We start from the raw sequence: 20111 nt of genomic DNA, 5'->3' as shown, positions 1-20111 counted from the left end.
ACGGCCCCCGAGCGGCATCCGCTGCACGGGTACGACAAGCTAGGGAGCGCCATGGCTACGAAGGACGCTACGGTTGCCGATCTTCAGCAGAAGTTTGAAGAGTCGACCGCCGTTCTGCTGACTGAGTACCGCGGTCTCACGGTTGCCGAGCTGCGGGATCTCCGCAACAGCATCCGCGAGCACGCGACGTACGCTGTGGCGAAGAACACGCTGACCAAGATTGCGGCCAACAACGCCGGGATCACCGCTTTCGATGACGAGCTCGCCGGTCCTTCGGCTCTCGCCTTCGTGCACGGTGACACCGTTGCGGTCGCCAAGGCTCTGCGTGACTTCGCCAAGGCACACCCTCTTTTGGTGGTGAAGGCGGGCTACTTCGATGGCAACGCCCTGACCGCCGCTGAGGTAGGCAAGCTTGCCGATCTCGAGAGCCGCGAGGTGCTGCTGGCCAAGGCCGCCGGCGCCATGCAGGCTGCTCTGGTCGGTGCGGCACAGCTGTTCAACGCTCTGCCCGCCAAGGCCGCACGCGGCTTCGGCGCGCTGCAGGAGAAGCAGGACGCGTAAGGATCGGCATACGCCGTTTCGCTACACACACACCCGCCTCTCGCGCACCGCGTGAGGGCAGACATCAAGGAGATACACAATGGCTAAGCTTTCGACTGAAGAGCTGCTCGAGCAGTTCAAGGAGCTCACCCTCATCGAGCTCTCGGAGTTCGTGAAGGCGTTCGAGGAGACCTTCGACGTGTCGGCTGCCGCTCCGGTTGCCGTCGCCGCTGCTCCGGCCGCCGGTGGCGCTGCCGAGGCCGTCGAGGAGAAGGACGAGTTCGACGTCGTCCTCGAGTCGGCTGGCGACAAGAAGATCCAGGTCATCAAGGTCGTGCGCGAGCTGACCGGCCTGGGCCTGGGCGAGGCGAAGGCTCTCGTCGAGGAGGCTCCCAAGAACGTGCTCGAGGGCGCGAAGAAGGAGGACGCCGAGGCGGCCAAGGCCAAGCTCGAGGAGGCCGGCGCGGGCGTCAAGCTCGCCTAAGTCCTTCCGGACTTCGGTTCTTCGCACAGCGAAGCAGGGGCGGGATCACCTTCGGGTGGTTCCGCCCTTTCGCGTATGCGGGGAGCGACGGTGGTGGTCGCAGCTGGAAGCTGGTACAGTTGCCCGGCTGTTCTGATCCGATTCAGGATCCCCGCTGCCGCGCGCTGGATCCTCCCGCTGCCGCCGACCGGCCATGAATGTCGGTGGTGCGTCGCAGAATGGCACACGACGAAAGGATTCTCGTGGCCCTCATCTCCCTGACGCTTCGACACGCGAAAAGGTACTGGCCGTTCATCGCGGCCGTGCTCGTGCTGCAGCTGCTCTCCACCATCGCCGCGCTGTGGCTGCCGAGCCTCAACGCGCAGATCATCGACCGCGGCATCGCCCTCGGCGACACCGATTTCATCTGGCGCACGGGCGGCTTCATGCTGATCGTCTCGCTGGGGCAGCTCCTCACCGCTGCGGCGGCCGTCTACTTCGGTGCGCGCACCTCGATGGGCGTCGGCCGCGACCTGCGTCGCGAGGTCTACCGCAAGGTCGACTCGCTCAGCACGCTCGAGGCGACCCGCTTCGGCGCCGGCACGCTCATCACCCGCGGCACCAACGACGTGCAGCAGGTGCAGATGCTCGTGCTGATGACCCTCAACTTCATGGTCTCGGCGCCCATCATGGCGATCGGCGGCATCATCATGGCCCTCCGCGAGGATGCGGGCCTGTCCTGGCTCGTGTGGGTATCGGTGGTCGTGCTCGCGATCATCGTGAGCTTCCTGGTGTGGCTGCTGCTGCCCCTCTTCCGCACGATGCAGGATCGGGTCGACTCGATCAACAGCGTGCTGCGCGAGCAGATCATGGGTATCAGGGTCGTGCGCGCCTTCGTGCGCGAGAACTTCGAGGCCGACCGCTACGAGGTGGCGAACCGCAACATCACCGACGTCTCGGTGAAGGTCGGCAACATCTTCGTGCTCATGTTCCCGGTCATCATGATGGTGCTGCACTGCGCCACGGCCGCGGTGCTCTGGTTCGGCGGGCACCGGGTCGACGAGGGGCTGGTCGAGGTCGGCTCGCTCACCGCCTTCCTGCAGTACCTGCTGCAGATCCTCATGGCGGTGATGATGGGCGTCTTCATGACCATGATGATTCCGCGCGCCGTGGTCTGCGCCGAGCGCATCCGGCAGCTCCTCGACACCGAGTCGACGCTCTCGTTTCCGACTGCAGAGACGGTCGCGACCCCCAGTTCCGGGCGCGTCGAGTTCGACAGGGTCACCTTCGGGTTCCCGGGCGCCGAGAAGCCGGTCGTCAACGATGTGAGCTTCGTCGCCGAGCCCGGCAAGACGACCGCGATCATCGGTTCGACGGGCGCGGGCAAGACGATCCTGCTCAACCTCATGCTGCGCCTCTACGACCCCCAGCAGGGGTCGATCACCGTGGACGGCGCTCCGATCTCGGCGCTGACCCGTGCGCAGCTGGCCGAGGCGCTGAGCCTCGTACCGCAGCGGCCCTACCTCTTCTCCGGCACGATCGCCTCGAATCTGCGCTTCGGCCGCTCCGATGCGAGCGACGAGGAGCTGTGGGAGGCGCTGCGGGTCGCTCAGGGCGAAGACTTCGTCCGAGCCAGAGAGCGCCAGCTCGACGAACCGGTGTCGCAGGGCGGCACGAGCGTGTCGGGCGGTCAGCGTCAGCGCTTGTCCATCGCGCGTGCGCTCGTCGCGAAGCCCCGGGTCTACCTGTTCGACGACTCGTTCTCGGCGCTCGACGTGGCGACCGATGCGCGGCTGCGCGCGGCGCTGCCGGAAGCGACGGCGGGAGCCACGACCATCATCGTGGCGCAGCGCGTCTCGACCATCACCGACGCCGATCAGATCCTCGTGATCGAGCACGGCGAGATCGTCGGCCGCGGCACCCATGAGCAACTGCTCGAGTCGAACGAGGTCTATCAGGAGATCGTTCGATCGCAGCTCGAAGAGGCGGAGGCGGCCTGATGGCTGAGAAGAAGACGAAGAAGCGCGCCGAGGCGGCCGAGGCTGCGACCACCGGCGAGTTCGAGCTGCCCGACGACTACCAGCCCGACAACGACGACTGGACCGGATCGCAGCCCGTCAAGAAGGCGAAGCACTTCTGGCCGTCCGCGAAGCGGCTCATCGGCCTCCTCGCACCGGAGAAGTGGCTCTTCTCGCTGGTGGTGCTGCTGGTCGTGGGCTCGGTCGTGCTCACCGTGATCGCCCCGAAGATCCTCGGCCAGGCGATGGACGTGATCTTCAACGGCATCCTCGGCAAGCAGCTCCCGGCCGGCGTGCCGATCGAGCAGATCATCGAGGGCGCGCGAGCCGAGGGCAACACGCAGTTCGCCGATGTGCTCGCCGGCGCGAACGTGGTGCCGGGCGAGGGCATCGATTTCGGCCTGCTGAGCCGGTTGATCCTCGCAGTGCTGGCGCTCTACCTGGTGGCCTCCTTCCTCATGTGGCTGCAGGGCTATCTCCTGAACCGCATGGTGATGCGCATCGTCTACCAGTTGCGCCGCGACATCGAGGAGAAGATCAACCGGCTGCCCCTCAGCTACTTCGACGGGCGTCAGCGCGGCGACGTGCTCTCGCGCGTCACGAACGACGTCGACAACATCCAGCAGGCGCTCCAGCAGGCCTTCTCGCAGCTGGTGCAGTCGCTGCTGACGGTGATCGGCATCACCGCGATGATGTTCATCGTGTCGTGGCAGCTCGCGCTCATCGCTCTCATCGCACTGCCCCTCTCGGGCATCATCGCGGGCGTCGTCGGCGTGCGCGCGCAGAAGCTCTTCGTGGCGCAGTGGAAGCACACGGGCGACCTCAACGGGCACATCGAGGAGTCGTTCACGGGTCACGAGCTCGTGCGCATCTTCAACCGGGATGCCGAGATGGCCGAGGAGTTCGACCGCCGCAACGAGGGCCTCTTCGATGCCGCCTACAAGGCGCAGGCGCTGTCGGGCACGATCATGCCGGCCATGCAGTTCGTGCAGTATCTCAGCTACGTGCTCATCGCCGTGGCAGGTGCGCTGCGCGTCACCGCCGGCCAGATGACGCTCGGCGATGTCACCGCCTTCATCCAGTACTCGCGCGAGTTCTCGCAGCCCATCAGCGAGATGGCGAGCATGGCGAACATGCTGCAGTCCGGCGTGGCCTCGGCCGAGCGCACCTTCGAGCTGCTCGACGCCGACGAGCAGGATCCCGATGCCGCCTCCGAACGCCTGCCCGAGCGCACCGACGGGCACGTGGAGTTCGAGAACGTCTTGTTCAGCTACGACCCTGAGACGCCGCTCATCGAGGGTCTCTCGCTCGAGGCGAGGCCCGGCCACACGATCGCGATCGTCGGGCCGACGGGTGCGGGCAAGACCACGCTCGTGAACCTCATCATGCGGTTCTACGAGCTGAACGGCGGGCGCATCATGCTCGACGGCGTCGATATCACCCGCCTCACCCGCGCCGAGCTGCGCAGCCAGGTGGGCATGGTGCTGCAGGACGCCTGGCTGTTCGACGGCACGATCCGCGAGAACATCCGCTACGGACGGCTCGACGCGACCGACGACGAGGTCGTCGAGGCAGCGACGGCGACGATGGTCGACCGCTTCGTGCGGCAGCTGCCCGACGGCTACGACACCGAGATCTCGGAGAACGCATCGTCGCTGTCTGCCGGTGAACGGCAGCTGCTCACCATTGCGCGCGCCTTCATCGCGAACCCGTCGCTGCTGATCCTCGACGAGGCCACCTCGTCGGTCGATACGCGCACCGAGGTGCTCGTGCAGCAGGCCATGCGCGCGCTGCGCACTGACCGAACCTCGTTCGTGATCGCGCACCGCCTGTCCACGATCCGCGACGCCGACACCATCCTCATGATGGAGAACGGCAGCATCGTCGAGCAGGGCTCGCACGAGCAGCTGCTGGCGAAGCGGGGGGCCTACTACCGGCTCTACCAGGCGCAGTTCGCCGGAGAGATCGACGAGGCCCACGCCGAAGAGCTGTTGACCGGCTCGGTGGCGGTCGTAACGGGTGCGGTCGGAGTGGTGGAGGGCGACAGCGCCGAGGGGCCCGCCGCCTCCTGAGTGCTCGGGGCGGCGCCGTGACGCGGCGCCGCCCCGAGCGTCCGGCAGGGCCGGCCCACGAACGTCGGTGCCACGGGTCAGGAACTTCGGGAGCGCCGCGCTCGCGCCCCGGTTCCGGCGCCCGGGGCGGTTCGCCGGAAGTGCGGCTCCTGCCGCACGATTCGCGCAGGTGCAGTGGTTCGGAGCGCCGTGGGCACTATCTCCCATCGATGTGGACTGCGTTCAAGTTTTCAGGTAGTCTCTGCCCTGGTTGGGTGTCGTTCGGCATCCGGGGATTGGGGATACTATGCGCGCATCGATGCGCCGGGGGATCGCAGCGGCTGTTGCGATCCCGATGCTGATACTGTTCGCCGCACCCGCGTATGCGGAAGGAGAGGAACAGGCTCCCCCGAGCACCCTTTCCGAGCGCATCGTCGAGGCGGCATCCGAGGGAGCTACCACTGCCGAGCAGTTCGCCGAGGAGGCGTCACTCCCGGTCGAGGGCGGCGGCAGCCTGACCTTCGACGACCAGCAGCGCGTCGCAGCGACCGTCGTCTACGAGCAGATCCCGAGCACAGATCAGCTCGCCAGCCTGGCCGAGATCGCGCAGATCGAGAACGAGCCGTCGTTTGTGCCCGTCGCTACCGTCAGCGTCGCACCCGAGCATCTCCTCGAACTCGAAAACCTGCCGGGCGTTGTGAGCGTCACCCCCGCCCTCGCCCCGTTCGTCGGCAGCGACCGGTCGGCAGTGGCCGCGAGCCTGCGCAGCGAACTCGGACTGGTGACGTCCCAGGCGCCCACGCCGCTCCAGACGACCCCTGCGACCGACTGCCGCCCCGTCCCCATCGAAGCCGACGTGCCGCTGAACTCCGGAGATGCTCGCACCGACTTCAATGTGGACGGCACCGGTGTGACCATCGGCATCATCTCCGATTCCTTCGCCAAGACCTCGGCACCCACGAGCTGGGCAGACGACGTAGCCTCGGGCGCACTGCCCGGCACCGGCAACCCTTGCGGGCGCCTCATTCCCGTCGAGATCGTCTCCGACCAGCGGTCCGGCAGCGACGAGGGCCGCGCCATGGCGCAGCTCGTGCACGGCATCGCGCCCGGCGCCAAACTGCTCTTCGCCGACGCCGGCAGCAGCGATGGACACATGGCGAACAACATCGTCGCCCTCCAGCAAGCGGGTGCCGACATCATCGTCGACGACATCACCTGGCCCTCCGAGACTTACTACCAGCAGGGCTTCATCTCGGGCGCGATCGAGCACGTCAAAGCACAGGGCATCACCTACTTCACCTCGGCCGGCAACTCCACGGGAGTCGGATCGAGCGGAGCGAGCGCGGACAAGCCCATCTCCTCCTGGCAGACCACCGCCTACCGTGCCACGGCCTGCCCCTCCTGGCTGCTCGCCGCAGGCGAGGATCCCGCCCCCTACGCCAGCGCGGACTGCCTCGACTTCGATCCCGACACTTCGGCCGTCGTCCCTTACGACACGCTAAAGATCAGGGACGGACTCCGTGATGGTCAGGCCGTCCTGCAGCCCATCGGGTCGATCGGTGAACCGCTCTACGGCGTCACTACGCGGTATGAGCTGCGCTTCTACGAGGTGGACGCCGCAACCAACGACGTTCAGCTGCTGAGCGTCGTGCCGCAGTTCAACTCCGACTACCCCGGCTTCAGCGGTGCGGTGACCGTGAACGAGGACACCGAGGTGCGGATGGTTATGGTGCGCACCGGGCACGATCCGGCCGTGCGTGAACCCGCAGTCTTCCTCTCCTTCATCCGTGGCGGGCCCGCCATCGCCGAACGCCACTTCCTCGGCAACGCCCACCTCGGCAGCGCCGCGACCGACTGGGTCGGTGAGACCGTCTTCGGTCACAGCGGCGACGGCTCGGCGATCAGCGTCGCCTCCCTCCACTGGGACGCACCCCAGACGGTGCGCGACTACAGCTCCCTCGGCCCGGGCACGCTGCTCTTCGAGCCGGTAAACCTCGTGAACCCGACGGCGCCCTCGGCGCGCCTGCCCCAGCCTGTGATCGTGAACACGCCGCACATCGCGGCGGTCGATGGCACCCAGACCACCTTCTTCGGTGAGGACGAAGGCGCGCCGGGCGCTCCCGAGTACCGCTTCTACGGCACCTCCGCAGCGGCGCCGAATGCGGCCGCCGTCGCGGCGCTCGGCCTGTCGTACTCGTCCGAGCTGCGCGGCCCGGCGCTCGGACAGCTCGTCCTCGAGACGGCCCGGGGCACCGCCGCGGGCGGACCGGCGAACCCCTACACGGGATTCTCCGATGCCGAGGTCTTCGGCGCCGGCATCGTCGACGCGAACGCGCTGCTCGAGCGGATCTACGCCGACTCGCCCGTGCCCGCCCAGCCGACCGCGCTCGCCACGACCGCCGTCACGCACTCCTCGGCGACGATCGGCTGGCAGGCCGCAGCGAACGCGAACCGCTACATGGTCGAGCTCTTCACCGGCGACCCGCTGCCCGCGAACGCGGTGCAGACGGCGCAGCTGGGCGCGCAGCAGCTGAGTCACGCCTTCACCGGGCTCACCGCCGCCACTCGCTACACCGCCCGGGTCACCCCGATCTCAGCCCTCGGGAAGGCCGGTGCCGCATCATCAATCACGATCACCACGGCCAACGCCCCCGCGCCCGACCCGAAGCCGAACCCCGCTCCGCAGCCGAACGACGGCGGGCCCGGCGCGAAGGGCCTGTCGAAGACCGGCGGCGAGAACAACACGCCGCTCATCATCGGCGCAGTAGCCCTCGTGCTGCTCGGCGGCGCAGCCGTCGCAGTGGCGATCACGCAGCGCCGCAAGCGCGCCGCGGCGAGCACCGTGAACGACGCCGAGGAGAACATCGGCTAGACTAGTAAGGCCCCCCATGCGGTGGCATCTCGGCGAACTCCCCCAGGTCGGAAACGAAGCAAGGGTAGTCGGGCTCTGCCAGGTGCATGGGGGGTCTTTCTATGCCCGGAGGCCTACTGGTGTGGGTGGGTCCGGCGCTGTGTCTCGCGTGCATGGGGGGTCTTTCTATGTCGACTGGCCTGCTGGCGTCGGTGGGTCCGGCGCTGTGTCTCGAGTGCATGGGGGTCTTTCTATGCCCGGAGGCCTGCTGGTGTGGGTGGGTCCGGCGCTGTGCGGGGCGTGACGCTAGGCTGGGCGCATGACTTCAGCAGGCGCCGTCGTCGTCGGGGCAGGACCGAACGGCCTCGCTGCCGCGGTCACCCTCGCCCGCGCGGGCATCCCCGTGACCGTCTACGAAGCGGCCGAGACCATCGGCGGTGGCACTCGCACGCAGCAGCTCGTGCGCCCCGGCGTGCTGCACGACGTCTGCTCCGCGATTCACCCCATGGCCCTCGCCACCGGCTTCTTCCGCGCGTTCGAGCTCGAACGCCGCATGCGTTTCGTGGTCCCCGAAGCCTCCTACGCCAACCCGCTCGACGGCACGGCAGGCGATCATCGGGCCGCCATCGCCTACCGCGACCTCGAGCGCACCGCCGCGGAGCTCGGCCGTGACGGAGCGGCGTACGCGGGCCTCTACCGGCCGCTCCTCCGCCGGCTGGAAGGCGTGATCGACTTCGCCCTCGGCGGGTCGATGCTGCGCTGGCCGAGCGACCCGCTGGCTGCGATTCTCACCGGCCTGCGCACCCTCGAGCAGGGTACGCCGCTCTGGAACGCCCGGTTCAGCGAGCAGGCGGCCCCGGCTCTCGTCTCGGGCGTCGCCGCTCACAGCATCGGCCGCATGCCGGGGCTCGCCTCGGCCGGCGTCGGCCTGGTGCTCGGCGCGCTCGGGCACGCGAGCGGCTGGCCGGTGCCGGTGGGCGGATCCCGGGCCATCACCGACGCGCTCGCAGCGGATCTCCTCGCGCACGGCGGCCGGATCGAGACGTCCCACCCCGTCTCCGACGTGCGCGAACTCGACGCGTACCGTGTCAAGCTCTTCGACACCTCCGCCCGCGGGCTCATGCGGATCGCGGGCTCGGCTCTGCCCGGCCGCTACCGTCGTGCGCTCGGCCGCTTCAGATACGGCGACGGGGCGACCAAGGTCGATTTCGTGCTCGACGGGCCGATTCCGTGGGCGGACCAGCGGGTCGCGGGCGCCCCCACGGTGCACCTGGGCGGCAGCCGAGCCGAGGGGGCGGCGGCCGAACGCGAGGTCGCCCGCGGTCGGCACCCGCGGCAGCCCTACGTGCTGCTCGCGCAGACCGCGGCCTTCGATCCTGAGCGGGCACCGGTGCAGGAGAACGGGGCCGAACTGACGCCCATCTGGAGCTACACGCACGTGCCGAAGGGGTCGACGGTCGACATGTCCCACCCCGTCATCGCGCAGATCGAACGCTTCGCCCCCGGGTTCCGCGACCGGATCCTCGATGTGCGCGTCACCACCGCCGCCGAGTTCGCCGGGTACAACCGCAACTACATCGGGGGCGACTTCAGTGCGGGCGCGGTGACGCCGTGGCAGCTGCTCGCGCGGCCGGTGGTCGCCCGCGAGCCGTGGCGCACCCCCGCAGCCGGCATCTACCTGTGCTCGTCGTCGACGCCGCCGGGGCCCGGAGTGCACGGCCTCTCGGGCTGGTATGCGGCCCGCGCCGCCCTCCGGCATGAGTACGGCCTGCCAGCGCCGGGCCTCGGCCTCGACTCGTAGACCAGGCCCCTCACCCACAAGCTTCACCGCTCACACTCACCCCCGCCCTCCGCCTTGGATATGGAATCTGCCGAGGATATGGGGATATCCGGAGGAGAGGCCATATCTACGGCAGATCCCATATCGAGGGCAGGCTCAGGTCGGGCGGATCAGCGGCTCCCGGCGGATCAGCGGATCCCGGGCATAGGGTGGGAGGGTGGCAGCAAGCATCTACCTCACCTCGGCCGAGGGGCGCACGGGGAAGAGCGCCGTTGCGCTCGGCGTGCTCGACGCGTTGCGGGCGGACGCACCGCGGGTGGCGGTGTTCCGGCCGCTGATCCGTTCAGCAGGCGAGCGCGACCGGGTGCTCGATCTCCTGCACTCCCGAACCACGTCCGACGCGCCCTACGAGGCGTGCGTGGGGGTCACCTACGACGAGGCGCACGCCGATCCCGAGGCCGCGATGACCCGCATCGTGGCGGCCTATCGGCGGCTGCGCGACCGCTGCGACGCGGTCGTGGTGGTGGGCTCGGACTTCAGCGACGTGGCCGCCCCCACCGAGCTCTCCTTCAACGCGCGCATCGCCGCGAACCTCGATACGCCCGTGCTGCTGGTGCTCGGCGGTCGCTCGAACGAGGAGGCGGAGCACCTGGGCCAGCAGCCGGCGCGAACGCCCTCGGAGATCGCGCAGCTCGCCGAGCTCGGCATCGCCGAACTCCGCGCCGAGCACGCCGAGGTGCTCGCCGCGCTCGTCAACCGCGCCGACCCGCAGCACCTCGCCGATATCGAGCAGCAGGTGGCGGTCTCCCTGCCCACCGGCACGCCGGTCTGGGCGGTGCCCGAGGAACTGCTGCTCGTCGCGCCCCCGGTGAGCGGCGTGATCGAGGCCGTCGAGGGGGAGCTGGTGCGCGGCTCCGCGGACCTGCTGGCCCGCGAGGTGCGCGATGTGGTGATCGCCGGCATGTCTATGGAGAACGTGCTGCCGCGGTTGCTCGAGGGCGCGGCGGTCGTGATCGCGGCGGATCGGGCCGAGACGCTGCTCGCGGTGACCATGGCGCACGAGGCCCCGACCTTCCCCACGATCGCGGCGGTGGTGCTGAACGGGGAGTTCGAGCTGTCGCGCTCCGTGGAGCAGTTGCTCGACGGCATCGACTCGACGCTGCCGATCGTGCGTACGAGCTTCGGCACCTTCGACACTGCGCGCCGTATCTCTCGCGCTCGAGGGCTGCTGACCGAGGAATCCCCCGCCAAGTTCGACACGGCGCTCGCGCTGTTCGACCAGCACGTGGACGCGGCGGTGCTGCGGGAGCGTCTGCGACTGCACCGCGGCGGTGTGCGCACCCCGGTCATGTTCGCCTATGAGCTGTTCGACCGCGCAGCCGCGGCGAACGCCCACATCGTGCTCCCCGAGGGCGATGACGACCGCATCCTCCGCGCGGCGAGCACGCTGCTCGCGCGCGGCACGGCGCGGCTCACGATCCTCGGCGACGAGGCGGCCGTGCGCAAGCGCGGGGGCGAGCTCGGCCTGTCGATCGACGCGGCCGAGGTGATCGACCCCGCGAGCTCCCCGCTGCGCGAACGCTTTGCCGACGAGTACGCGAGGCTTCGCGCCCACAAGGGGATCTCGCTCGAGCAGGCGCGCGATGTGATGCGCGACGTGAGCTACTTCGGCACCATGATGGTGCACCTCGAACTCGCCGACGGCATGGTGTCGGGCGCCGCGCACACGACGGCGCACACCATCCGACCCAGCCTGGAGATCATCAAGACGCGCCCCGGCGTCTCGGTGGTGTCGAGCGTGTTCTTCATGGCCCTGGCCGACCGCGTCCTCGTCTACGGCGACTGCGCGGTCAACCCCGACCCCACGGCCGCGCAGCTGGCCGACATCGCCGTCTCGTCGGCCGACACGGCCGCGCAGTTCGGCGTCGAGCCCCGGGTCGCGATGCTGTCGTACTCGACGGGCGAGTCGGGATCCGGCGCCGACGTCGACAAGGTGCGCGAGGCGACCGCGCTCGCGCAGGCCGCACGCCCCGATCTGCTCATCGAGGGGCCGCTGCAGTACGACGCCGCGAGCGACCCGGCGACCGGGGCCGCGAAGCTGCCGGGATCCGCCGTCGCAGGCCACGCCACGGTCTTCATATTCCCCGACCTGAATACGGGCAACAACACCTACAAGGCCGTGCAGCGCTCCGCAGGCGCCGTGGCGGTGGGGCCGGTGCTGCAGGGGCTCGCGAAACCGGTCAACGACCTCTCGCGAGGGGCCACGGTCGACGACATCCTCAACACGGTCGCGATCACCGCGGTGCAGGCCGGAATGGAGCAGCGGGCATGAGCAGCATCCTGGTGATCAACGCCGGTTCGTCATCGGTGAAGTATCAGCTCATCGAACCGCAGACCGAGGAGCGCCTCGCGTCGGGACTGGTCGAGCGCATCGGCGAACCCGAGGGGCGCCTCGTGCACCGCAGCGACGACGGACGCGAGGAGGAGCGTCGTGTGCACGTCGCCGATCACACCGCGGCGTTCGCCGAGATGGTCGCGGCGTTCGAGCGCGCGGGCACCCCCGTGGCCGCCCTCGGCATCGCGGCCGTCGGACACCGGGTGGTGCAGGGCGGCAGCGTGTTCAGCGCTCCGACCCGCATCGACGACCTGGTCGCCGCGCAGATCCTCGAGCTCGGGTCCCTCGCACCGCTGCACAACCCCGGTCAGCATCAGGCGATCGTGGCAGCGCGGGAGCGGTTCCCCGGAGTGCCCCACGTCGCCGTCTTCGATACGGCGTTCCACCAGACCATGCCGCAGGAGGCATACGCCTACGCCATCGATTCGGGTGTCGCCGAGCGCCACGGGATCCGCCGCTACGGCTTTCACGGCACCTCGCATCAGGTGGTGTCCCGGCGCGCTGCGGAGTTCCTCGGGCGCCCGATCGAATCGCTGCGCCAGATCGTGCTGCACCTGGGCAACGGGGCTTCCGCGTGCGCCGTCGCAGCGGGGCGGTCGATCGACACCTCGATGGGCTTCACCCCGCTCGAGGGGCTCGTGATGGGGACGCGCGGCGGCGACCTCGACCCGGGTGCGCTGCTGCATCTGCTGCGCGAGGGCTACGCCGTCGACGAGCTCGACCGGCTGCTCAATCACGGCTCCGGGCTGCTCGGCTTCACGGGCACCGGGGACTTCCGCGATGTGCGCGCCGCCGCCGATGCGGGAGACGACGAGGCGGCGCTGGCCATCGCGGTCTACGCGCACCGTGTGCGCCGCTACCTCGGGGCCTATCTCGTGGAACTCGGCGGGGCCGACGCGATCGTGTTCACCGCGGGCGTGGGCGAGAACAACGCTGCGCTGCGAGCCGAGATCTGCGCCGGCCTGGAGTGGTTCGGCATCCGCATCGACGGGTCGCGCAACGAATCGCCGGATCGGGGAGCCCGCCGCATCAGCGCCGACGACTCCCGAGTCGAGGTGCTCGTGGTGCCCACCGACGAGGAAGCGGAGATCGCCCGACAGACCCGCGCTCTCGTCGGCTGACCCGCGGTCGCGGGGGAGCGGACGCCGGTCGGGCCGATCCAGAGCCGGCGTCGTCGTCAGGGCTGCCGGGCTGCCGGTCTGCTGCGATGGACGGATCGCGATCGCGGGACTCGCTCCACGAAGAATGTCAGTGGTCGCCGGTAGCATGGACCCGTGGTTGCCGCACTGTATCGCCGTTACCGGCCAGAATCGTTCGCCGAGATGATCGGTCAGTCCCAGGTGACCGAACCGCTCATGACGGCCCTGCGCACGGGGCGCATCGGGCACGCCTATCTCTTCAGCGGTCCGCGCGGCTGCGGCAAGACGACATCGGCCCGTATCCTCGCGCGCTGCCTCAACTGCGCCGAGGGCCCCACCGACACCCCCTGCGGCGAGTGCGCGAGCTGCCGCGAGCTGAGCCGCGACGGAGGCGGATCGCTCGACGTGGTCGAGATCGACGCCGCCAGCCACGGCGGCGTCGACGACGCGCGCGACCTGCGCGAGCGCGCGGTCTTCGCTCCGGCTCGCGATCGCTTCAAGATCTTCATCATCGACGAGGCGCACATGGTGACGCCGGGCGGCTTCAACGCGCTGCTGAAGATCGTCGAAGAGCCGCCGCCCCACGTCAAATTCGTGTTCGCCACGACCGAGCCCGACAAGGTCATCGGTACGATCCGCTCGCGCACCCACCACTATCCCTTCAGGCTCATCGCGCCCGGCACGCTCATCGACTACGTGCAGTCGCTCTGCGACAGCGAGAGCGTGCGCGTCGAGCCCGGAGTGCTGCCGCTCGTGGTGCGGGCCGGCGGCGGATCGGTGCGCGACACCCTCTCCATCCTCGACCAGCTCATCGCGGGCTCCGAGGGCGACCTCGTCACTGCCGAGCGCGCCGCCGGCCTGCTGGGCTTCACCCACGCAGAACTGCTCGACGACGTCGTCGCCGCGCTGGGCGCCCACGACTCCGCAGCCGCCTTCCGCGCCACCGACCGCGTCGTGCAGACCGGGCAGGATCCCCGTCGCTTCGTCGAAGACCTGCTCGAGCGGCTGCGCGACCTCATCGTGGTGAGCGCGACGACCGTCGAGGGCGCCGCCGCGGTGTTCCGAGGCGTGCCCCAGGACCAGCTCACGCGCATGTTCGAGCAGACGCAGAGCTTCGGGCCCGGCGAGCTGTCGCGCATCGCCGACGTGGTGAGCGGCTCGCTCGACAAGATGGCCGGCGCGACGGCGCCCAGGCTGCAGCTCGAACTCATGATCGCCCGCGCACTGGTGGAGCAGGTCGCGCAGCCGGCGGTTGCGGCGGCTCGCCCGCAGCGCACTGCGGCGGCTCCGGCGGCATCGCCCGTCTCCGCTGCGCCGGCGGCTCAGCGTGCTGAGGCAGCCCCAGGCCAGGCCTTCCCGCCCGCCGCGCCCACGCCGCCGCGGCCGGATCCTCTCGCCGCGGTGGCTGCTGCCCGGGGCGCGCTGAACGACTCCCCGGCTGCCGGGGCGGCCCCGGCCCAGGCCCCGGCGAACAGCAGCCCCGCCGCCTCGCGGTCGGCACGCGCAGATGCGCAGCCGAATGCGGCCGAGACGGCGGCTTCGATCAGGGAGTTCCTGCGCGAGGATCCGGCGGGTGCCGGCGCGGCGCCGAAAGCTCCGAGCACTGGGGCGACCGATTCCGGCGCGGCCCCGGTCGAGGGCCCGTCGGACACCGCGGGCACCGGGCCCTCGGCGACCCATCCCAACACGGGAGCGGCAGGGTTCGGGCGACCGATCTCCGATGTGCTGAGCGCGGCGCAGATCGAGGGGATCGGCCGCGACGCAGCCTTCCAGGCGCCCCCCGCCGCGCAGCAGAGCGCCGCCGACTCGGAGGCCGCAGCTCAGCCCGGGTCTTCGGAGCGCGCGTCGGGCCAGAACGACGAAGCCGCGTCGACGGCGCCGGTCGCTGCCGACGGTGGCGTGGCCGTGGCGAGCGCCGGAGGCTCCGAGCCGACTGCGGAGGGATCGCAGCACGATGGCTCCGAGGTCGAAGCCGAGGCTGCTTCGGGCGGCTTCGACGACCTCGTCGAACTGTGGCCCGAACTGCTCGAGGAGATCCTGCAGGCGGATCGCGATGCGTGGAACGCGGTGCGCGTGGTGACGCCGATGGCGCTCGACGGCGAGGTGCTCACCGTCGGGCTCGGCTCCCAGTCCGACCTCGCCGCCTTCAAGACGAGCGGTGCGGGGCCGCTGCGCGAGACCATCAATGCGGCCATCGGCATCAACGTCAAGTACGTGCCGAAGCGCATCGCTCCGGGCGGCGAGAGCCGCGAGGCCGCTCCCCAGGGCGGCAGCGGCCAGGGCGAGGCCCAGCGCGATCCCGACGCAGAGGAGCCCCATCGAGCGGGTGCTTCCGACCAGCCGAGTGCCCCGCGTGCGACCGCGCCCGCGGCGAGCTCTGCGCCTTCCGAGGCGCCTGCGGGCGGGTTCGACCCCGGCGATGCCGACGATCCGGTCGCGCGAGCGGCCGCTCGCCTGAGCGGGCTCGGCCCCGCTCTCGCAGCGCCCGCCTGGGCTGAGCCGCCGCCCGCCCCGCCCGCCGACGGCGCGCCGCTCGCACCCGCTGCACCGCGACCCGCGCGACCCGAACAGCCCGCCGCATCGGAGGCCGGCGTCCGGCGCGGCCCGGACGTCGAGACTGCCGGGGGAGCGGCGGGCGCCGCCCCCGGACCGGACAGCACCCCCGGGGGCAGCGCCCGGGAGCGCGTCGCCTCGGGTGGCGACGACTCGAACAGCGCAGACGACGACTACATCCCCGCGTCCTACGACCCGGATGGCGACCCCTACGCCGGAATGCCCGATGATCCATACGGGTCCGAAGGCCCCGGCCCGGAACGCGATCAGGTGGACCAGGCCCGGGAGACCGCCGCCACTGCGGCGACGCCCGACCCTGCCACTGCAAGCGCTCAGGCCGCAGGTGATCCGCCTGCCGCGCCGTCCAGCGAGCCGCCAGCCGCTCCGGACCCGTCGACTCGGCGCTCAGCGCCGGCCTTCACCCGCTACGGCGAAGCCGTCGTGCGCGAGGTGCTCGGCGCCCGCTTCGTGGAGGAGCGCCCGCTGCCTCCGCGCACCCCCTGACCCCGCGCGATCCGACTCACCCACTTCGAGGAGACACCCCACGTGTACGACGGCATCGTCCAAGACCTGATTGACGAGTTCGGCCGGCTCCCGGGCATCGGCCCGAAGTCGGCGCAGCGCATCGCGTTCCACATCCTCCAGACCCAGAACTTCGATGTGTCACGCCTCGCCGAACTCCTCACCGAGGTGCGCGAGAAGGTGCGCTTCTGCGAGGTTTGCGGCAACATCACCGAACAGGAGCGCTGCTCGATCTGCCGCGACCCCCGGCGCGACCAGACCCTCATCTGCGTGGTCGAGGAGCCGAAGGACGTGGTCGCGATCGAGCGCACCCGGCAGTTCCGCGGGCTGTACCACGTGCTCGGCGGCGCGATCAGCCCCATCGACGGCATCGGCCCCGACGACCTCAGCATTCCGGCGCTCATGCGCCGGCTCGGCGAGGCAGAGGTGCGTGAGGTCATCATCGCCACCGATCCCAACCTGGAGGGCGAGGCCACCGCGGCGTACCTCTCGCGACTGCTGACGAGCATCGAGGTTCCCGCTTCGCGGCTCGCCTCCGGCCTGCCGGTCGGCGGCGACCTAGAGTTCGCCGACGAGGTCACCCTCGGTCGCGCGTTCGAGGGCCGCCGCAGCATCGACTAGAGGCGCACGCCTCTCGGCTCGATCCGGTCTCACGGGGCAGCGGGCTTCCCTCGCCGAACTGCAGGATACTCGTGCACCGTCGCTCCGGCCACCCCTGGCGTCGGCCCGGCCCGCGAGCGAAGCTGGAAGGGCGGGGCGAGTGCGGACGCAGTCCCGCTCGACCGGGAGAGGAGTCCGACGATGCGGAGAGCCCCGAATGCGAGTTCGTCGGCCCGGCCCGCGCGCGCAGCCGAGCGAACGGAGGCGGCACCATGAGTCGGCACGAACCGGCTTCGAGACGGGAACACCGCCGCGACCCGATGAGCATGAGTAATCAACCGGCGCTGCAGACCTCCAGCGGCCTGATCTGGATCGTGGTCGGCGGGTGCTTCGCGATCGCGAGTCTCGTGCCGCTCGTGATGCTCGCACTGGCAGGAGGGGCTTCGACGCCGATCGCGGTGGTGGCCATCACGGCGGTGCTGCTGCTCTACGCGGCGATCATCGTGCTGCGGTTCGCCGTCGCCCGGCGGCCTATCCGGCTGTGGTGGATGGCCGCGTGCATGCTGATGATGGCGGCGGTCGCACTGGTGGGGATCTGGGCGGCGGCCATCATCGAGGCGAGCTGAACGCCTCCTTCGCGACGACCGATCCGCTGGGTGGGACCGGACAGGACATCGCCCGGGCGCCTCCGGGAAGCGGCCCCCTGGACCGGGCGCGGCTTTCGGGCAGCGCCGTCCGATAGACTGGCCTCTCGCGTAGACTTGAGGAGGACCCGCGTGGCGTTGATCGTGCAGAAATTCGGGGGCTCGTCGGTCGCGGATGCCGAGAGCATCAAGCGGGTCGCCAAGCGCATCGTCGAGACCCGCCGTGCGGGCAACGAGGTCGTCGTCGCCGTGAGCGCCATGGGCGACACCACCGACGAACTGCTCGATCTCGCAGCGGAGTGCACGCCGATCCCCGCGCCCCGCGAGCTCGACATGCTGCTCACCGCGGGCGAGCGCATCTCGATGGCGCTGCTGGCCATGACGATAAAGGGCATGGGCATCGAGGCGCTGTCGTTCACCGGCAGCCAGGCGGGCATGATCACCACGGCCGAGCACGGCTCGGCCAAGATCGTCGATGTCACCCCGGGCCGGGTTCGCGAAGCGCTCGATCAGGGAGCCGTCGCGATCGTCGCCGGCTTCCAGGGCTTCAGCCGCGACTCCCGCGATATCACCACCCTCGGGCGGGGCGGATCCGACACCACGGCCGTCGCGCTCGCCGCTGCGCTCGGCGCCGACGTCTGCGAGATCTACACCGACGTTGACGGAATCTTCACGACCGACCCGCGCGTCGTTCCCAAGGCCCGCAAGATCGACGCGATCACGGCCGAGGAAATGCTCGAACTCGCGGCCTCGGGCGCCAAGGTGCTGCACCTGCGCGCCGTCGAGTACGCCCGCCGCCACGGCGTCGCACTGCACGTCCGCTCCTCGTTCTCGGACGAGCAGGGCACCATCGTCTACGACCCCCAGAAGGGGCATCCGAAGGGAGATCAGGTGGAAGAGCCGGTCATCACAGGTATCGCCGCTGAGAAGAGCGAGGCGAAGGTCACCGTCGGCGGCGTGCCCGACGCCCCGGGCAAGGCCGCCCAGATCTTCGAGATCGTGGCGAAGACCCACGCCAACGTCGACATGATCGTGCAGAACGTCTCGGCCGCCGACACGAACCGCACCGACATCTCGTTCACGATTCCGCTCGGCGATGGCCGCCGCGTCATCGAGGCCCTCGAGGCCGAGCGCGAGACGCTCGAGTTCGAGAATCTGCAGTACGACGACCAGATCGCGAAGGTCGCGGTCGTCGGAGCGGGCATGCGCACCAGCACCGGCGTCTCGGCTCAGCTCTTCCGCGCGCTGTACGAGGCCGACATCAACATCGAGATGATCTCGACCTCCGAGATCCGTATCTCGGTGGTGACCCGCGCGGATCTCATGGACAAGGCCGTGCGCGTGCTCCACACCGCTTTCGGCCTCGACTCCGACACCGACGCCACGGTCTACGCCGGTACCGGCCGCTGAAGGGAATCCACATGGCAGAGCAGCTGAGCTTCAACGTCGCCGTCGTCGGCGCGACCGGTCAGGTGGGCGCGGTCATCCGTCGTCTGCTCGACGAGCGCGACTTCCCCATCAAGAGCCTGCGCCTCTTCTCGAGCGCTCGTTCCGCCGGGTCGGAGATCGAGTTCCGCGGTGAGTCGATCACCGTCGAGGACGTCGACACCGCAGACAAGTCCGGCATCGATATCGCGCTCTTCTCCGCGGGCGGCGCCGCATCGAAGAAGTACGCCCCCGCGTTCGCGGAGGCCGGTGCGATCGTCATCGACAACTCCAGCGCGTGGCGTCTCGATCCCGAGGTGCCGCTCGTCGTGAGCGAGGTCAACCCGCACGCGCTCGACGGCGTCGTCGCGGCAGGCCGTGGCATCATCGCCAATCCCAACTGCACCACGATGGCCGCGATGCCGGTCATGAAGGCGCTCGACAGCGAGGCAGGGCTCGAACGCCTGGTCGTCACCACCTTCCAGGCCGTGTCCGGATCGGGTCTCGCCGGAGCTCGCGAGCTCGCGGGCCAGGCGGTCGCCGCGGTCGAGGCCGGCGGCATCGAGCGCCTCGTGCACGACGGCTCGGCGGTGACATTCCCGGATCCCGACGTCTACGTCAAGCCCATCGCGTTCGACGTGCTGCCGCTCGCCGGCTCGATCGTCGACGACGGAGAGGGCGAGACCGACGAGGAGAAGAAGCTCCGCAACGAGAGCCGCAAGATCCTCGAACTGCCCGCATTGCGTGTGGCCGGCACCTGCGTGCGAGTGCCGGTCTTCACCGGACACTCCCTGTCGATCAACGCCGAGTTCGCGAACCCGATCACCGCGGATCGCGCTCGCGAGGTGCTCGCCGACGCCCCCGGTGTCGAGCTGAGCGAGGTGCCGACCCCCCTCGAAGCCGCAGGCCAGGATCCCTCGTTCGTGGGACGCATCCGCGAGGATCAGTCCGCGCCCGAGGGCCGTGGTCTCGTGCTCTTCATCTCGAACGACAACCTGCGCAAGGGTGCAGCGCTCAACGCGGTGCAGATCGCGGAGGCCGTCGCGGCCAAGCTCGCCGCGTAACCGCGCCGTACGCCAGAGGGGTGGGGATCCGAATCGGATCCCCACCCCTCTGCTGTGTCTCTCGTC

Annotated in this window: 13 protein-coding genes and 1 other RNA gene; all 14 read left to right on the top strand. The window is 69.9% G+C overall.

What is annotated here, in order from left to right; genetic code table 11:
* The first annotated feature begins 51 nt into the window (after nucleotides 1-51).
* The 14 genes from rplJ to H629_RS0106665 all read left to right on the top strand — a co-directional run bounded on the left by rplJ (nucleotide 52) and on the right by H629_RS0106665 (nucleotide 20045).
* A complete protein-coding gene (rplJ, locus tag H629_RS0106725) occupies nucleotides 52-561 on the top strand; it encodes a 50S ribosomal protein L10 (protein WP_024356526.1) in 510 nt (169 codons plus the stop codon).
* 79 nt (nucleotides 562-640) lie between these two features.
* Nucleotides 641-1024 (top strand): 50S ribosomal protein L7/L12, encoded by a 384-nt coding sequence (rplL, locus tag H629_RS0106720; protein WP_017883632.1) that lies wholly within the window; start codon nucleotides 641-643, stop codon nucleotides 1022-1024.
* A gap of 242 nt (nucleotides 1025-1266) precedes the next feature.
* Complete coding sequence (locus tag H629_RS0106715) at nucleotides 1267-3003, top strand: ABC transporter ATP-binding protein (RefSeq protein WP_024356525.1); 1737 nt, start codon at nucleotides 1267-1269, stop codon at nucleotides 3001-3003.
* Nucleotides 3003-5093 carry an ABC transporter ATP-binding protein gene (locus H629_RS0106710; RefSeq protein WP_024356524.1) on the top strand — a complete coding sequence of 697 codons (2091 nt, stop codon included), beginning with the start codon at nucleotides 3003-3005 and terminating at the stop codon, nucleotides 5091-5093. The genes H629_RS0106715 and H629_RS0106710 overlap by 1 nt, the downstream gene beginning before the upstream one ends.
* A gap of 334 nt (nucleotides 5094-5427) precedes the next feature.
* Complete coding sequence (locus tag H629_RS14040) at nucleotides 5428-7944, top strand: S8 family serine peptidase (RefSeq protein ID WP_205618691.1); 2517 nt, start codon at nucleotides 5428-5430, stop codon at nucleotides 7942-7944.
* 5 nt (nucleotides 7945-7949) lie between these two features.
* An RNA gene (gene ffs / locus H629_RS14785) (signal recognition particle sRNA small type) lies at nucleotides 7950-8046 on the top strand.
* A gap of 196 nt (nucleotides 8047-8242) precedes the next feature.
* Nucleotides 8243-9724, top strand: coding sequence for a phytoene desaturase family protein (locus tag H629_RS0106700; protein ID WP_024356522.1), 1482 nt, complete (start codon nucleotides 8243-8245; stop codon nucleotides 9722-9724).
* Nucleotides 9725-9920: 196 nt separating this feature from the next.
* Nucleotides 9921-12035 carry a phosphate acetyltransferase gene (gene pta / locus H629_RS0106695; protein WP_024356521.1) on the top strand — a complete coding sequence of 705 codons (2115 nt, stop codon included), beginning with the start codon at nucleotides 9921-9923 and terminating at the stop codon, nucleotides 12033-12035.
* Nucleotides 12032-13219, top strand: a complete 1188-nt coding sequence (locus H629_RS0106690) for an acetate/propionate family kinase (protein ID WP_024356520.1) — start codon at nucleotides 12032-12034, stop codon at nucleotides 13217-13219. Before pta ends, H629_RS0106690 begins: the two co-directional genes overlap by 4 nt.
* Nucleotides 13220-13372: 153 nt before the next feature.
* Nucleotides 13373-16294: a DNA polymerase III subunit gamma and tau gene (locus H629_RS0106685; protein WP_024356519.1), complete on the top strand. Its 2922-nt coding sequence runs from the start codon at nucleotides 13373-13375 to the stop codon at nucleotides 16292-16294.
* A gap of 42 nt (nucleotides 16295-16336) precedes the next feature.
* Nucleotides 16337-16933 carry a recombination mediator RecR gene (gene recR / locus H629_RS0106680; RefSeq protein ID WP_024356518.1) on the top strand — a complete coding sequence of 199 codons (597 nt, stop codon included), beginning with the start codon at nucleotides 16337-16339 and terminating at the stop codon, nucleotides 16931-16933.
* Between the two features lie 305 nt (nucleotides 16934-17238).
* The gene (locus H629_RS0106675; RefSeq protein WP_152485657.1) at nucleotides 17239-17538 is read left to right on the top strand and encodes a hypothetical protein; all 300 of its coding nucleotides are present in this window, start codon (nucleotides 17239-17241) and stop codon (nucleotides 17536-17538) included.
* Nucleotides 17539-17688: 150 nt separating this feature from the next.
* Nucleotides 17689-18966, top strand: a complete 1278-nt coding sequence (locus H629_RS0106670; RefSeq protein WP_024356516.1) for an aspartate kinase — start codon at nucleotides 17689-17691, stop codon at nucleotides 18964-18966.
* 11 nt (nucleotides 18967-18977) lie between these two features.
* Entirely contained in the window at nucleotides 18978-20045 is a 1068-nt protein-coding gene (locus H629_RS0106665; protein WP_024356515.1) for an aspartate-semialdehyde dehydrogenase, read from the top strand.
* Nucleotides 20046-20111: the final 66 nt, after the last annotated feature.

It is taken from the genome of Leucobacter chironomi DSM 19883 (genome assembly GCF_000421845.1).
In the GTDB taxonomy this organism is placed as follows: Bacteria; Actinomycetota; Actinomycetes; order Actinomycetales; family Microbacteriaceae; genus Leucobacter; species Leucobacter chironomi.
This window is presented reverse-complemented; position numbering and strand designations above follow the sequence as displayed.

Coding starts and splice junctions, on each gene's coding strand:
- rplJ (WP_024356526.1), top strand. CDS start 52: ATGGCTACGAAGGACGCTACGGTTGCCGATCTTCAGCAGAAGTTTGAA.
- rplL (WP_017883632.1), top strand. CDS start 641: ATGGCTAAGCTTTCGACTGAAGAGCTGCTCGAGCAGTTCAAGGAGCTC.
- H629_RS0106710 (WP_024356524.1), top strand. CDS start 3,003: ATGGCTGAGAAGAAGACGAAGAAGCGCGCCGAGGCGGCCGAGGCTGCG.
- H629_RS14040 (WP_205618691.1), top strand. CDS start 5,428: ATGCTGATACTGTTCGCCGCACCCGCGTATGCGGAAGGAGAGGAACAG.
- H629_RS0106700 (WP_024356522.1), top strand. CDS start 8,243: ATGACTTCAGCAGGCGCCGTCGTCGTCGGGGCAGGACCGAACGGCCTC.
- H629_RS0106690 (WP_024356520.1), top strand. CDS start 12,032: ATGAGCAGCATCCTGGTGATCAACGCCGGTTCGTCATCGGTGAAGTAT.
- H629_RS0106675 (WP_152485657.1), top strand. CDS start 17,239: ATGAGTAATCAACCGGCGCTGCAGACCTCCAGCGGCCTGATCTGGATC.
- H629_RS0106665 (WP_024356515.1), top strand. CDS start 18,978: ATGGCAGAGCAGCTGAGCTTCAACGTCGCCGTCGTCGGCGCGACCGGT.